General features: G+C 37.7%; 12 protein-coding genes and 1 pseudogene. All 13 read left to right on the top strand.

Going from position 1 to position 15497, the window contains the following annotated elements:
* Positions 1 to 126 precede the first annotated feature (126 nt).
* Positions 127 to 1053, top strand: coding sequence for a sulfate adenylyltransferase subunit CysD (gene cysD, locus AN395_RS09585; protein WP_268796016.1), 927 nt, complete (start codon positions 127 to 129; stop codon positions 1051 to 1053).
* 97 nt (positions 1054 to 1150) lie between these two features.
* Positions 1151 to 1497, top strand: a pseudogene (locus AN395_RS09580) (four helix bundle protein).
* A gap of 87 nt (positions 1498 to 1584) precedes the next feature.
* Positions 1585 to 3015 carry a sulfate adenylyltransferase subunit CysN gene (gene cysN / locus AN395_RS09575; protein WP_054982856.1) on the top strand — a complete coding sequence of 477 codons (1431 nt, stop codon included), beginning with the start codon at positions 1585 to 1587 and terminating at the stop codon, positions 3013 to 3015.
* A gap of 1 nt (position 3016) precedes the next feature.
* Positions 3017 to 3826, top strand: a complete 810-nt coding sequence (locus tag AN395_RS09570) for a sulfotransferase (RefSeq protein ID WP_157683949.1) — start codon at positions 3017 to 3019, stop codon at positions 3824 to 3826.
* A gap of 14 nt (positions 3827 to 3840) precedes the next feature.
* Complete coding sequence (locus AN395_RS09565) at positions 3841 to 4779, top strand: glycosyltransferase (protein ID WP_054982854.1); 939 nt, start codon at positions 3841 to 3843, stop codon at positions 4777 to 4779.
* 1 nt (position 4780) lies between these two features.
* Entirely contained in the window at positions 4781 to 5506 is a 726-nt protein-coding gene (locus tag AN395_RS09560) for a WecB/TagA/CpsF family glycosyltransferase (RefSeq protein WP_054982853.1), read from the top strand.
* A complete protein-coding gene (locus AN395_RS09555) occupies positions 5496 to 6413 on the top strand; it encodes a glycosyltransferase family 2 protein (RefSeq protein WP_054982852.1) in 918 nt (305 codons plus the stop codon). The genes AN395_RS09560 and AN395_RS09555 overlap by 11 nt, the downstream gene beginning before the upstream one ends.
* Positions 6414 to 6416: 3 nt before the next feature.
* Positions 6417 to 7655 (top strand): O-antigen ligase, encoded by a 1239-nt coding sequence (locus AN395_RS09550; protein ID WP_054982851.1) that lies wholly within the window; start codon positions 6417 to 6419, stop codon positions 7653 to 7655.
* Between the two features lie 11 nt (positions 7656 to 7666).
* A complete protein-coding gene (locus AN395_RS09545) occupies positions 7667 to 9073 on the top strand; it encodes a mannose-1-phosphate guanylyltransferase/mannose-6-phosphate isomerase (RefSeq protein ID WP_054982850.1) in 1407 nt (468 codons plus the stop codon).
* Between the two features lie 161 nt (positions 9074 to 9234).
* Positions 9235 to 10650: a phosphomannomutase gene (locus AN395_RS09540; protein ID WP_054982849.1), complete on the top strand. Its 1416-nt coding sequence runs from the start codon at positions 9235 to 9237 to the stop codon at positions 10648 to 10650.
* Between the two features lie 101 nt (positions 10651 to 10751).
* Positions 10752 to 12143, top strand: coding sequence for an undecaprenyl-phosphate glucose phosphotransferase (locus AN395_RS09535; RefSeq protein ID WP_235576565.1), 1392 nt, complete (start codon positions 10752 to 10754; stop codon positions 12141 to 12143).
* 56 nt (positions 12144 to 12199) lie between these two features.
* Positions 12200 to 13498 (top strand): oligosaccharide flippase family protein, encoded by a 1299-nt coding sequence (locus AN395_RS09530; protein WP_054982847.1) that lies wholly within the window; start codon positions 12200 to 12202, stop codon positions 13496 to 13498.
* Between the two features lie 85 nt (positions 13499 to 13583).
* Entirely contained in the window at positions 13584 to 15311 is a 1728-nt protein-coding gene (locus AN395_RS09525; RefSeq protein ID WP_054982846.1) for an SLC13 family permease, read from the top strand.
* Positions 15312 to 15497 lie beyond the last annotated feature (186 nt).

Raw genomic sequence — 15497 nt, 5'->3', positions numbered from 1 at the left:
TATTGGCTACGCTACGGGCTACGGGCTACGGGCTACGGGCTACGGGCTACGAGGCTCGTAGCCCGAGGCCTACACCTCGACGCTTGAGTCCTGTAGCTCAAAACTTACAGCTTAAAACTTAATACCCTGGAGAAAAAAATGGAAATCTCACAAGCTAGGATGACCCATCTTAAGCAATTAGAGGCGGAGTCTATTCACATAATTCGTGAAGTAGCGGCTGAGTTCGACAACCCAGTAATGCTTTACTCAGTAGGTAAAGATTCAGCAGTAATGTTGCACTTAACAATGAAAGCGTTTTTTCCGGCAAAACCTCCATTTCCTTTAATGCATGTAGATACCACATGGAAGTTTAAAGAAATGATTGAGTTTAGAGACCAAATGGCTAAAAAGCTGGGTTTTGACTTAATTGTACATAAAAACCAAGAAGGGATTGACGCAGGCGTAGGGCCATTTACCCATGGTAGTGCAAAACACACCGATATAATGAAAACCCAAGGCCTAAAGCAAGCGCTTAACAAATACAAGTTTGACGCAGCCTTTGGCGGCGCGCGCCGCGATGAAGAAAAGTCACGCGCAAAAGAGCGTGTTTATTCATTTCGCGATAAAAACCACCGCTGGGACCCAAAAAACCAACGCCCAGAGCTGTGGAACACGTTTAACGGCAAAGTAGAAAAAGGCGAAAGCATTCGTGTATTCCCGTTAAGTAACTGGACCGAACTTGACATTTGGCAGTACATTTACCTAGAAAATATCGACATTGTACCACTATACCTAGCAGCAGAACGCCCAGTAGTAGAGCGCGACGGCACATTAATAATGGTTGATGACGAGCGTATGCCACTAGCCGATGGCGAAGTACCGATGCAAAAAATGGTACGCTTTAGAACGCTAGGCTGTTACCCGTTAACCGGTGCGGTTGAGTCAACGGCCACAACACTACCCGAAATTATCCAAGAAATGCTGCTAACCAAAACCTCTGAGCGCCAAGGCCGTGTAATTGATCACGATTCATCTGGCTCAATGGAGAAAAAGAAAATGGAAGGGTACTTCTAAGCGCCCAGCGCTTCGAGCCTCTAGCTAAGTGCTGCGAGCTTAAATATTCAACTATTAGCTCTCAGTAAGTAGCCAAAAGTAATAAACAAGGATGCTTATGAGATACGAAAATTTAGAGGTTTGGCAGCGCAGTTTTCGCCTAAGTATAAAATTTATAAACCATTTGAGCAGCTAAAAGACTTTGGCCTAAAAGATCAGATGTGTAGAGCCAGCGTTTCTGTTCCTAGTAATATAGCAGAAGGCTTTGAAAGGGAGTCTGATAAAGAAAAGGCTCGTTTTTTAATTATAGCAAAGGGCTCTTTAGGCGAATTAAAAACACAGTTAATGATTGCAACTGAAATAGCTTATATTTCAAAAGAAGATAGCTTATCAATTATTAATGAATGTGAATTAATTGGAAAAATGCTAGGTAGTCTAATTAGAACAATTAAAAGTTGCTCGTAGCTCTTAGCTCGCAACATAAATAAATTTAAGCACGTAGCTCGTAGCCAGTAGCTCGTCGCTTACAGCTTAAAGCTAAATAGGATTATCATGACCGAACAAACACAAACTAACCTTTTAGAAAACGATATTGAAGGTTACTTAAAACAGCACGAAAATAAAGACTTACTGCGTTTTTTAACCTGCGGTAACGTAGATGACGGTAAATCAACACTGATTGGGCGCTTATTACACGACTCAAAATTAATTTTTGAAGATCACATGGCGGCTATAAAAAGCGACTCTAAAAAGTTTAACACCACCGATGAAGAGTTCGACTTAGCACTATTAGTTGATGGCCTTCAATCAGAGCGTGAACAGGGTATTACCATTGATGTAGCGTACCGCTACTTTGCAACCGAAAAACGCAAGTTTATAATAGCTGACTGCCCAGGGCATGAGCAATACACGCGTAACATGGCAACCGGCGCATCTAACTGCGACCTGGCTATTGTGATGATTGATGCGCGCAAGGGAGTACAAACGCAAACTAAGCGTCATAGCTATATTGCATCTTTACTTGGCCTTAAGCACGTGATTGTAGCGATTAATAAAATGGACTTAGTTGATTACAGCCAAGACGTTTACCGCCAAATTAAAGCCGACTACAAAGCCTTTGCAGAGCAGTTAGACATACCCGATATTCGCTTTGTGCCTATTTCGGCGCTAAAAGGCGACAACGTGGTTGATAAAGGCAGTAATTTAGATTGGTACCCAGGTGCAACACTTATGCAACTGCTAGACACAGTAACCATTAGTGACGATAAAAACCTAGATACCTTTCGTTTACCTGTGCAGTACGTAAACCGCCCTAATTTAGATTTCCGTGGTTTTTGCGGCACTATAGCCAGTGGTGTTATTAATGTTGGCGACAAGGTAACGGCTTACCCATCGGGTAAAACATCAAGCGTAGCACGTATAGTAACAGCCGATGGCGACCTACCTATGGCGTTTGCAGGCCAAGCAATTACACTTACGCTTGCGGATGAAATAGACATAAGCCGTGGTGATGTAATTACTCGTACTACTAGCGATGAGTTGCAACAGCCTACCAGCACTACAAACTTTGCTGCCAATGTAGTATGGATGGCCGATGCACCAATGCAGCCAGGTAAAGAATACGAGCTTAAAATTGGCACCAAAAACACCTTTGGCACTATAAGTGCAATAAACCACCGTATTGATGTAAATACCTTAAATGAACTACAAGCCAGCGAGCTGCAATTAAACGAGATTGCAAACTGTAATATAGAAACCGCAAGCCCAGTAGTGATCGACACGTATAAAAACGTGGTAGGCACGGGCTCGTTTATTATTATAGACCGCCTAACTAATGTAACTGTAGGCGCTGGTATGATTACAAATACGATGCTCGAAGCCCACAGCCCGCAGCCCGTAGCTCGGACATATACAGAAGCTGAAGTGGCTCTTAATAAATATATTTGTGAGTATTACCCAGAATGGAACTGTGAGAAGTTATAACGTGAATATATTTATTGTAGGTACACCTAGAAGCGGAACTACGCTGCTTCAACAGGAGGTCTATAAGGGCTTTGATTCTTTATCTATCCCAGAATCCCATTTTTTTTCTAAAATGAAAACAAAAAACCCCTTTAAGCCCCTTTTTTATAGTAAAAAGTCGTATGTAAATGAATTTATAAATCTATTAAATAAAAATTTAAAACTAAATATTGAACTATCACGAAGTAAGCTGCTAACTAGTCAAGGAGCTCAAAGAGTTTTTTTTGAGCTTCTTGAGGAAGTAAAAAAAGCTAGAGGTAAAAATCTTTTTATAGAAAAAACACCAATGCATTTGCATTTTATTGAACAAATAAAAAGTGTAGATGAAAATGCGATGTTTATTCATATAGTACGAAAGCCATTCGAAAATTTACGGTCATTTTATAAAGCCAGTAATGAAAAGCCCGAGCACTGGAACGGTGGTCGTAATATTGATGAATTAATAGAAAGGTATGCATTTGACATCAATATTCATAAAAAATATATTAATAAAAAAAATCATTTTTTTGTTGATTACGATTATTTTGTTGCACATAAAGAGCATGTTTTAGATGGTTTGTGCCAATTTTTAACTAAGCCAATTGTTACTAGGAAGATAGATTTAAAAGATATAATTGACGAAAGTGAAACATGGAAACACAATAACTTCAATGAAGTAGGGCTGCGAAATAACCAGGGAGAGGTTAAAGGCTTCTTATCAGAACAGCTATTTATGCAGAAATATAAAGAGTTGAATGAAGAGTATATTAAGCTATTAGCGATGATTTACTAATTTAGGTGTTTTACATGATATTTGTTATTCCGTTTGAAACTCAAGAAAATGAATATATAGAGTTGTTTAAAAATATATTTAACAAGATTGGTATTAAATCAGAAGAGTTTTCACTATTTAAGCTATTTAGAAACGCTTATCAGAACAATTATATTTTTTTAAATTGGTTTGAAAATCAATCAAGAAACCATGGGCTTTTAGGTTTGTTTTTGATCTTTGTGTTTATGATTTTAGTAAAAGTTTTAGGTTACAGGGTCTTTTACGTAAAGCATAATATAGTTAGTCATAACCTGAATAGCGCATATTCTATTAAAATAAATAAACTTTCGATTAAAATTATAAGCTTGTTATCTGATGTCACCTTTTGTCATGGAAAAAGCTATTCTAAAAATAATAAATTAGTCTACTTACCACATCCTTTATATACTCGACAGCAACCTATCTCAGAGGAAATTATAAGTAAAGATGGCCTCTTAGTTTTTGGGCGGATGCAAAAATATAAAGAGATTGTCGAGCTGCTTTCGGTTATATCACCAGATATTAAAGTTTCCCTTTGGGGTAAATTTGATGAAGCTTATTATGATGAGTGTCAATCAATAATAAACAGAAGGAATTTGCTCAATGTTAATGTTTTGAATGATTTCATTCCAACTGAAAAGTTGAATGAAAAAATACGAAGCTCACAGGCTGTATTAGTAACTAATCCTGGTAATACTTCAATTATTTCCGGATCAATTATCCATGCATTTACTCTCGAAACAAAAGTTATTACACGTTCTACTAGTTTATTTGAAGAAATAGGTATTAAAAATAGTAACTCTTTTTTTTGTATTAATTCATGGTCTGAAATTAATGACATTATGATGTATTATACAAGCCCATTTGACCAAAGTATAAGCTCTCATTTTAGAGATGAGAAAATTATTAATATCTTAACTAAGTATTTAAAATAGTATGAAGCGAATAAGCATTGTTAAAAATTTTGAATTAAAAAGTGTAATGGAAAAAGGTGGGGACTATTCTTTTTTAAACTTAGCTTCGGTAGGTGAAGTGCTTGCAGATAAAAAAGAACAGAATATGACTTATTTTTGTGATGGTATGCTTTTAGCAGGGTTATTAAGTTTTTTAAACTTTAAAAGAATTGGTCGTTTTAGTTTTGATTTTACTTCTGTAGCTGATCCAATATTCAGTTATGCTGAAAGTAATAACTTGTCACTCTACTTTGTTGGTGCTTCAGTAATCGAGATAGAGCTGTTTGTGAAAAAAATAAAAGGACGGTACCCAAATTTAGTTATCATCGGGTATTGTGATGGCTATTTTATGAATACAGACCGTACCACTGTCATCAACGAAATTATACATAATGACATTAACGTGGTCGTTGCAAGTATGGGGGCAGGTGTTCAAGAGGGTTTTTTAATTGAACTGCGTGGCCACGGCTTTGATGGTGTTGGTTTTACTGCGGGTGGCTTTATAAGGCAAGAAAGTAATAGCAAAAATGATTATTACCCATTATGGATCGAGAGGCTTAAACTTAGAGCTTTTTATAGAATGTATAAAGAGCCACATACAGTAAAACGCTATTTTATTGGCTACTTCATTAATGCTTTTAAGCTAGTTTATGGTTTTTTTATAAAGAGTTTCAGGGTTAACATAATAGGTTTGAGTGATGAACGATAATAAATTAGTAAGTATAGTTATACCCCTTTATAATAGAGCTAATAAGATAGAACGTACTATTGAATCAATTAACAAACAAACTTACAGTAATATAGAGATAATAATAGTCGATGATGGTTCATCTGATTTTCCAGAGTTAGTAATTGAAAAACTAAGTAATAAAAATATTTTATTTCATAAGAAATTAAATGAAGGTGCTAATATTGCAAGAAATTTTGGTGCAAAACTAGCAAGTGGGAAATATCTAGCTTTTTTGGATTCTGATGACGAGTATTTGCCTACTCATATAGAAAATGGCGTCAAACTATTACAAAGTAACCCTAATAAAATTGTTTATTCTCAAGTCTATGCTAAACGTTCCGAAGAGGTTGGTTTTATTAAGCCCAAAAGAGCTATTTTAGAAAACGAAAATATGGCTGAGTACCTCCTTTGTAACAAAGGTTTTGTTCAAACAAGCACGTTACTTTTAAGTAAAAACGTATTTTCGCAAATTACTTTTGATCCAAGTTTAAAGGCTGGTCAGGATACTGACTTCGCGATTAGGGCGTATAATTTGGGTTATCATTTTATTATGCAAGATAGTTACTCTGTTATCTGGGATGATGTTTATGATCCTATAAGAATATCATCAACTCCTCATCCTAAAAACAGGATTTTATGGCTTAACAGTATTAAAGAAAGTATTCCAAAAAAAGCCTATTACTCTGATTTAGGTTGGCATTGCGCTAAAGCACTGTTTCGCCAAAATGGAACAAGTAAGTTTACAGCAATATACTACTTCTTTAGAGCTTTAATGTTCGGTTGTTATTCATTTAAACACTCAATAGAGGTTGCGTTACAAATATTTTTACCAAAGAGATATTATCAAAAGCTTGCCGACAAATTATTGAAGGTTGGTTACAGGTAAATAATGAATATCCATAATCACTTTTCAAAAATATATTTTTACTTATTGCCAGTGTGGCTGCTGGGTGTTAGTTTTTTCTATTTTCATTTGATAGTGTTTTATATATTGCTAACAAATGTTTCAGTTATAAAAAGGCTAAGTATTCCTGCGGTAATCGTATTCTTTTTTTGTTTGGCATATTTGTTCTCTTTAGGTGTCTCTTTTTTTACATTGGATTATGAAGTCCAGCGTTATATTAGCAGTTTGTACAATTGGTCATATTGGATTATAGCCTTTACTATCTTAGCTTTTTTCAAAAGTAAAACGAATATAGAAAGATTGGATACAAAGCAGTTAGCCAAAGGGGCGAAGTTTTTTATACTTACAACTTTCTTTGTTTGCTTTTCATCTTTGTTCTTAACTGGTACTGCAGGCGGTAGCTTGCACAGTGCACTAGGTGTTTTACTTCCGGAAAAACTACCGCCTTTAATATTAGATTCTACAGCTTTAAAATTTTACGTGGGTGACTGGATCAACGGGGAGAGTACAGTCCGGTATAGTGGTTTTGGTATTTATCCCACAGCCGCTGCATGGATTACATTTTTAGCTGTTTGCTGTTTATATATGTTTGATAGAAAATCAAGTCTTTCAGTGTTTGTTCTTTTCTCGGTCATCGCGTTAATTGTAGTTTTTATGACGGCTTCAAGAATAGTATTGTTAGCCTTAATGGTTTTTTATATCTTACAGTTAGTCAAGCCTTTTATCTTATCTAGTAAGGGTAATATATTTATCTTTTTTAGTATTAGCTTGTTTTTGCTTTTGATAATGTTATTTATTGCGACGGGTGCCTTGGATTCTACTTTGAATGCAAGGCAAGGAAGTACAGACTTACGTTTTCTGCTTTATAAAGTAAGTTTTTGGGAGGTTGTGAATGCAAATCCTATTTTGGGAGTTGGCGTGAAACCCAGGCTTGACGGTTGGGATATACCTCTAGGGTCTCATAATACTTTTTTAGGTGTCTTTGTCAGAACAGGTATAATTGGATTTTTAATAGTCCTTACCTTTTTTATTTATATTTTGTTCTATTTTATTTTAAATATGAGAAAAGGAGGATTTGATGGTATGGCTTTAATTTTAACTAATTTGCCTATTCTTATTTTCGAAGATTTAGATGCTCCTCAATCAGTATGTTTTGTTTTTTTTATGTTAGTTTCAGTTTCATTATTTAAAGTGAAAAGCTGGGGCTATAAAAGTAATTTTTAATAAGGAACATCGTGATTTTACCAGTAATAATGGCGGGTGGCTCAGGCACACGTCTATGGCCGCTTTCGCGCGGTAATTATCCTAAGCAATTTTTAACACTAAGCGGTGAGTATACCATGTTGCAAAGCACGTTAAATCGCTTAGATGGGTTAGTTCATTCACCTGTTATGTTAATTTGTAATGAAGAGCACCGGTTTATCGCTGCGGAGCAGGTGCGTCAACTAGGGGTTGAGCACAGTGGTATATTTTTAGAGCCCGTCGGACGTAATACTGCCCCAGCCATTGCACTGTCAGCTTTTAAAGCATTAGAAAATGGTGAAGATCCATTGTTACTTGTACTTGCCGCAGATCATGTTATCAATGATACGAGTGCATTTCAGCAAAGTGTTTATCAAGCGTCATCGCTTGCCGAGCAAGGTAAGTTAGTGACCTTTGGCATTGTGGGTAATAAGCCGGAAACAGGCTATGGCTATATTAAACGTGGTAAAGCGATAGAGCATGGCTATGTTGTTGATAGTTTTGTCGAAAAGCCAAATTTAGATACAGCCAAGGAGTATGTAGAAAGCGGAGATTACTACTGGAATAGTGGTATGTTTTTATTTAAAGCAAGTCGGTATCTAGAGGAGTTAAATGCATTTCGTCCAGATATATATACTGCGTGTGAAAAAGCGATGCAAGTGCAAAGTGATGATATGGATTTTGTACGTGTAGATAAAGCCGCGTTTGAGGCATGCCCTGATGAGTCGATTGATTATGCAGTAATGGAACACACAAAAGACGCAGTTGTTGTGCCTATGGACGCAGGTTGGAGTGATGTTGGTGGCTTTGCTGCCCTTTGGGAAGTATCAACCCAAGATGAAAATGGCAATGTGTTTAAAGGTGATGTAAAAGCTGCTGATACAAAAAACACCTTAGCATTTAGCGAAGATAAGCTTGTTGCTACTGTAGGCGTAGAAAATTTAGTAATTGTTAATACAAAAGATGCCGTGCTTGTTGCGCATAAAGATAAGTCGCAGCATGTAAAAGCAATAGTGCAACAATTAAAAGATGAGCAGCGTTCAGAGGCTAAATTACACAGAGAGGTCTACCGCCCATGGGGTAAGTATGACTCTGTCGATTATGGTGAGCGTTTTCAAGTAAAACGTATTACCGTAAAACCAGGTGCTAAGTTATCAGTACAAATGCACCACCACCGTGCAGAGCATTGGATTGTGGTATCGGGTACAGCAAAAGTACAAATTGATGATACAGAGCAATATGTAACAGAGAACGAGTCAGTCTACATTCCTATCACAGCAGTACATGCTCTAGAAAACCCAGGCAAGGTTGATTTAGAATTAATTGAAGTACAGTCAGGCTCTTACCTTGGTGAAGACGACATTGTGCGTTTTGAAGACCGATATGGTCGGGTAAAGTAATCAGCAATATAAAATATAAGAGTTCAGCTTACTAATTTTTCCACCACCGAGGCACAGGGAAGTCAAGGTTAGTAGTTAATCCAAACTTCTCTTCTGTCCATCACCCAGCGACTCACAGTTCTCGATGGTAAACGGTAACTGCGACTCCACTTGGAAATATAATGAATAAAAAGTTAATTAGCTCAAAGGTGATCTCGCAATGTGGTATTGTTTTTGGTACTAGTGGTGCGCGAGGTTTAGTTGAGGATTTTACTCCTGATGTATGTGCTGCATTTGCTATAGCGTTTGTAAAATCAATTGATAATGAGTTTAGTTTTAACACTGTTGCACTTGCGATAGATAATCGTCCCAGTAGCTACGCTATGGCGCAAGCCTGCGCGCAAGGGTTAAAACAGCTTAATATTGACACAGTTTATTATGGCGTTATACCCACTCCCGCGCTAGCTTATAAAGCAATGCAAGATTGTATGCCATGTATAATGATTACAGGCAGTCATATTCCCTTTGACCGTAACGGCTTAAAGTTTTATCGTCCGGATGGTGAAATAACGAAAGACGATGAGCGAGCTATTTTACATAATGATGCGCCTTTTATGCCGCTAAGTGAGTCATCAGTGCTAACTGTGAGTAATGCAGCAGAGCAGGCCTATATAAGCCGTTATGCAGCGCTATTTAGTGCCGATGCGCTTGCGGGTAAAAAGATAGGTATATACGAACACTCAAGCGCGGGGCGTGATATATATAAATCATTATTTGAAAGTCTAGGGGCAGAAGTAACGAGCTTAGAAAGAAGCGATACCTTTGTGCCTATAGACACCGAAGCCGTGTCGGATGAGGATAAGCAAAAAGCCCGTGAGTGGTCAAAAGCGCATGGTTTTGATGCGATATTTTCAACAGATGGTGATGGCGACCGTCCGTTGGTGGCAGATGAGAATGGTGAGTGGCTGCGTGGGGATATTCTGGGTTTATTATGTAGTCAATTACTCGGCATAGATGCGTTAGCAGTGCCTGTTAGTTGTAATACAGCTATAGAGAAGTCTGGGTACTTTAAACATGTTGCGCGCACCAAAATTGGCTCTCCTTATGTAATTGCGGAGTTTTCTGATTTGAATCGTTCATATCAAAACGTAGCAGGGTTTGAAGCGAATGGGGGGTATTTACTTGGAAAGGATATACAGCTCAATGATACAGTTTTAACAGCATTGCCGACTCGCGATGCTTTATTACCTGCGCTTGTTTTGTTTATGCAACAACAGGCAATATCTGAGCTTACTCATGAATTACCCTCTTGCTATACAGCGAGTGATAGGCTAAAGAATTTTTCTAAAGAAAATAGTATGGTACTGATGAATGAGTTAAAAAACGACGCGGCTTATTTTTTAAGTTACTTAGGTTATGAAGAGGCCTATTCAGTAAATACAATAGATGGTTTGCGCATTGCCTTAAACTGTGGTGATATTGTTCACCTCAGGCCCTCAGGCAATGCACCAGAGTTACGTTGTTACGCTGAAAGCACTAGTGAGCAATTAGCAGAAAAGCTTGTAGTAAATACTTTAAAGTATGTAACTAAGCACTAGCTTGCTGCAGTCACTTAAAGGTTAATAAGTTATGGTAATCTAAGTTTATTCAGTTATTCTTAAATTGCCTTTATAACAACAATAATTGAGATGATATGCAAATGCATAAAGGAATTTTGCAAAGTAACGCAACTATTGTTGCGTTTATTCAAAGAGTTCTCGATATAGTAATAATTGTCGGTACGTTGTGGGTTAGTACTAATGCTCATAATGTAGCTTGGTTATTGCAGCATACAACAGCTGCATTATTAGCCGTTTTTTTGTTCCACTTTACTAGTGAGCTCGACAAGCTATATATATCGTGGCGCGGTTTATCGCTTTATAAAGAACTTAAAAAAACGATTTCTCATTGGTTTATTAGCGCAGCAATTTTGTTTTTAAGTGTTAATTTTATAGCGCCCGAATACTTAACCCCCGAAGGGTTACAATTAACTTGGTTTGTATTAGCTACTTTGCTGTTGAGTTTGTATCGTATGTTTTTACGTTTTATGCTCAGGCTTTTACGCGCGCAAGGTTACAATACCCGAAATGTGGTAGTTGTGGGGGCAGGGGTATTAGGGCAAAAGTTAGCTAATAATATTATTGAACACTCAAGCTTCGGCTTAGTTTTTAGTGGTTATTATGATGATGAACTCCCTAGCCAAAAGGTGGTTGCAGCGCAAACATTAGGTAACCTAGAGCAACTGGTTGATGACTGTAAAAACGGTGGAATAGATCGTGTTTATATAGTGTTACCCCCACAGGCTTATGAACGTAGAAAGTGGCTAGTTAAACAGTTATCCGACAGTACCGCCAGTGTTTATATAGTGCCCGATGTATTTACTTACCAATTATTGCATTCACGTAGTGATATCATCATGGGTATACCCACTATCAGTATTTACGACTCCCCTATAGATGGCAGTAACGCTATAGTTAAGCGCATAGAGGATGTAATACTTTCTATTTTGATACTTACTTTGATTTCCCCTGTGTTAATAGGGCTAGCAATAGCTGTTAAATTTACATCAAAAGGGCCGGTGTTTTTTAAACAAAACCGCTACGGTATTGATGGTAAGCCAATTAAGGTGTGGAAGTTCCGCTCAATGAACGTAATGGAAGACGGCGCTAAAGTTACCCAAGCCACGAAAAACGATAAGCGCTTTACACCCATAGGGCAATTTATTCGTAAAACGAGCCTTGATGAACTGCCACAGTTTTTAAATGTACTACAAGGGCAAATGTCGATTGTAGGCCCTCGTCCCCATGCAGTTGCACATAACGAGCAGTATCGTAGCTTAGTTGACGGCTACATGCTACGTCATAAGGTAAAACCCGGCATTACTGGCTGGGCACAAATAAATGGTTGGCGGGGTGAAACCGACACCCTTGATAAAATGGAAAAACGCATAGAGTTTGACCTTGAATATATTCAAAATTGGTCACTTGCTTTAGATTTAAAAATAGTGTTTTTAACTATTTTTAAAGGCTTTATAAATAAAAATGCGTATTAATGCTTTGGCTACGGGCTACGGGCTACGGGCTACGGGCTACGGAAAATGAGAAATAAATGTTTAGCAAAATAAAAGCTATATTAAGTGATGTCGAACACCGCCACACGGCAATAAATGCCGCTATTGCGCTCGCTATACGCGTTTTTGGTGCAGGTATGGCATTTATATTTAACTTAATTATTGCAAGGCAATTAGGGGCCGAGCAAGCAGGTTACTTTTTTTTAAGCTTTGCAGTTGCTATGTTGTTGTCGGCAGTTGCTAGGCTTGGGTTTGATAATACTGTGCTGCGTTTTACTGGGGCAAGTGCAAACAATGGGTTGACAGTAAAAAGTATTTTGCTTTTCGCTTTAAGATATAGTTTACCATTTGCTGTAGCCATAGCGATGATACTTTATTTAGCTGCCCCATTTATAGCTGATGTACTTTTTAATAAACCTTTGATGACACAGAGCCTTAAGTATATCGCCCCTGCGATCGTTGGACTTAGTGTTGTGTTTATAGTGGCGATGAGTTTGCAAGCTAGGCAAAAACTAGTGGCTAGTATTCCGTGTCAAAATATTGCACATTTTTTTCTGTGCGGTGCTGCAGTTATAGTCCTTAATATCAACACGGCGAGTCTTGCTTTGCTTTACTTGAGTTTAAGCTTAAGTTTATCGGCAAGCTTTTTTTATTGGTTTGCTGTAAAAAACTTAAACACTGCTGGTAACACTGTTAGTTCACGTGAATTCTGGCAAAGTGCTCGCCCGAATTGGATTATTATTTTAATGAGCCAAGCAGTACAGTGGAGCGCGCCTATTATTATTGGTGTGTATTTAGTGGCTGAGCAAGTTGCTTTTTTTAGTGTTGCACAGCGCATAGCGCTGCTTACTAGTTTTATCTTAATGGCTATAAATTTAGTGGTTGCGCCTAAATTTGCTGCTTTTAAAGCTAAAAACGACATGGAAGGCATACGAAAAACGGCATTGTTTAGCGTACGCTTATTAGTTTTAAGCGCCATGCCTATTGTATTGTTTATGTTGTTGTTACCTGAGTTTTTAATGGGCTTATTTGGTGAGCAATTTAAGCAAGGCGCGGTTATTTTACAAATATTAGTGTTAGGGCAAGCCGTAAACGTGATTACAGGGTCTGTCGGGTTTTTATTGCAAATGACAGGTAATGAGCGTGATATGCGGTTAGTAACGATAATAAGCGGTTGTGGCGTATTAGTGAGCGTACCACTATTTACAAGTTTATATGGCGTAATAGGAGCAGCGGCTGCTACCGCCTTTTTTATTAGCTTACAAAACTTACTTGCAGTGTACTTTGTAAAAAAACGCTTAGGTTTTAATACACTAAAGTTTTGGCAGAAAATTTAAGAAAAACTGAGAGTTACTAGCAGCGGGCTAAGAGTTGCGGGCTAAGGGCTGCGGCTTATTAGCGGGCGAATTTAAGGAAGAATAAGTGGTTTTAGAGCAATGGTTGATAGTGGTTATATTTATTACAACCATTGTAGGTTTGATTAAGTTTCAAAAAGTGCCAGAGCGCGTATTTGCTGCAGCCAGTCTTACTTGTTTTGCGCTTTCACTTGTCTCTACAGAGCAGTTATTAAATAATGCGGTTAACCCAGGATTAATAACATTATTGCTTTTGGTTGTGTGCGCATTCGCATTTGAACGAACAAGCCTTTTACGTAAAATTGCCACTATTTTATTTAATGGTTCAGTATTTAAATCGTATTTAAAAACCTTGTTTGCCACTGTTATTGCATCTGGCTTTTTAAACAATACCGCCGTAGTTGCCACTCTTATAAGCCCTGTTAAAAATAATAAACTTATTCCTGCTACTAAATTGTTACTCCCGCTTTCGTACGCTGCTATTTTGGGCGGTACACTCACCCTTATTGGTACTTCTACTAATTTAATTGTTAACTCTATGCTGATTGAGCGAGGCGAAGCTGGCTTTGCATTTTTTGACTTTTTACCCATTGGTTTAGCTGCTGTTATTGTCTGCTTTATTGTTATGGCTTTAACAATTAATAGATTAAAAGGCACATTAAATAACAACACCGTAATTAGTGATTATTTTGTAGATGCCAAAGTAACTGAAAATTCACCACTAATAGGTAAAACGGTAGAACAAAATGGTTTGCGTAATTTAGAGTCACTTTTTTTAGTTGAAATAGTCCGTGACAACCGGCTTATATCGCCTGTGGCGCCTAGCCAAATGATCCGTGAAGGCGATAAGCTTATTTTTTCGGGCGATGTAACTAAGGTACTAATATTACAACAATTTGAAGGCCTGACTTTATTTGCCGAGCAAGATGGTTTATTACGCGACAACCTTACCGAGGTGGTTATAAAACCAGGTGCTGCGATAGTAGGAAAAACACTCAAAACAGCTGGGTTTAGGGCGCGTTTTGATGCTGCCGTTGTTGCTGTAAGGCGAGAGGGTGAAAAGCTCTCTGGTAAGTTAGGCGAAATAACCATTCAAAGCGGTGATTTTTTAGTGCTTGCTGTTGGAGCAGACTTTGCCAAGCGTACTAATTTGACAAAAAACTTTTTTATATTAAGCGGTGTAAAAGCCGAAAATATGTTAAGTGGCCTAAAAGAGCGAATAGTTTTATGGGGCTTTTTAGCGACTATTGGCGGCTCACTTATTTTTGATATTAGCTTATTTAAGTGTTTTGTATTTTATTTGGCATTACTTGTTGGTAGTAAATGTTTGTCGTTAAACGAAATAAAGCGTCGTTTTCCGCTTGAGCTATGGTTAATTGTAATGAGCGCATTAACACTTGCTACGGCATTAGATAATACAGGTGTTTCTGCCCTTATTGCCTCTGGTGTAGAGCACTTGCTTGCAGGCCAAAGTGTTTATGTAGCATTTATAGGGGTGTTTGTACTCACTTTAGTGCTCACTGAGGTTATTACTAATAACGCTGCGGCTGCTCTCACATTTCCTATCGCGTTTAGTATTGCACAGGGCCTTGGCGTGAGTTATTTGCCCTTTGTACTTGCTGTGGCTTTTGCTGCAAGCGGTAGCTTTATTAGCCCTTATGGGTATCAAACAAATTTAATGGTATATAACGCCGGCAATTATAAATTAACAGATTTTATTAAATTTGGTTTACCTATTTCTATTACATACAGTGCGGTGGTTATAACGCTTGTGCCTTTGTTTTTTCCATTCTAATAATAAGCGTGAAAAACAAAAGTAATTTTAGGGTGAGTTAATTTAATTAAGGTTCTTCTGTGCAGCACCTTAGTGCTTTCTGTGGTAGTTGAATGTAGTTTAGTAATGAACCAAAAGTGCCTTATTCACCAAAGAGAGTTCAGAGAAGTAAATGAGAAGAGCTTTTTCTCGGTGTAGCGCGAAGCG

Origin of the sequence: Pseudoalteromonas sp. P1-30 (assembly GCF_001400005.1) — a bacterium.
GTDB lineage: Bacteria > Pseudomonadota > Gammaproteobacteria > Enterobacterales > Alteromonadaceae > Pseudoalteromonas > Pseudoalteromonas atlantica.
The sequence above is the reverse complement of the archived record's forward strand: the minus strand, read 5'-3'. Positions and strand labels throughout refer to the sequence as shown.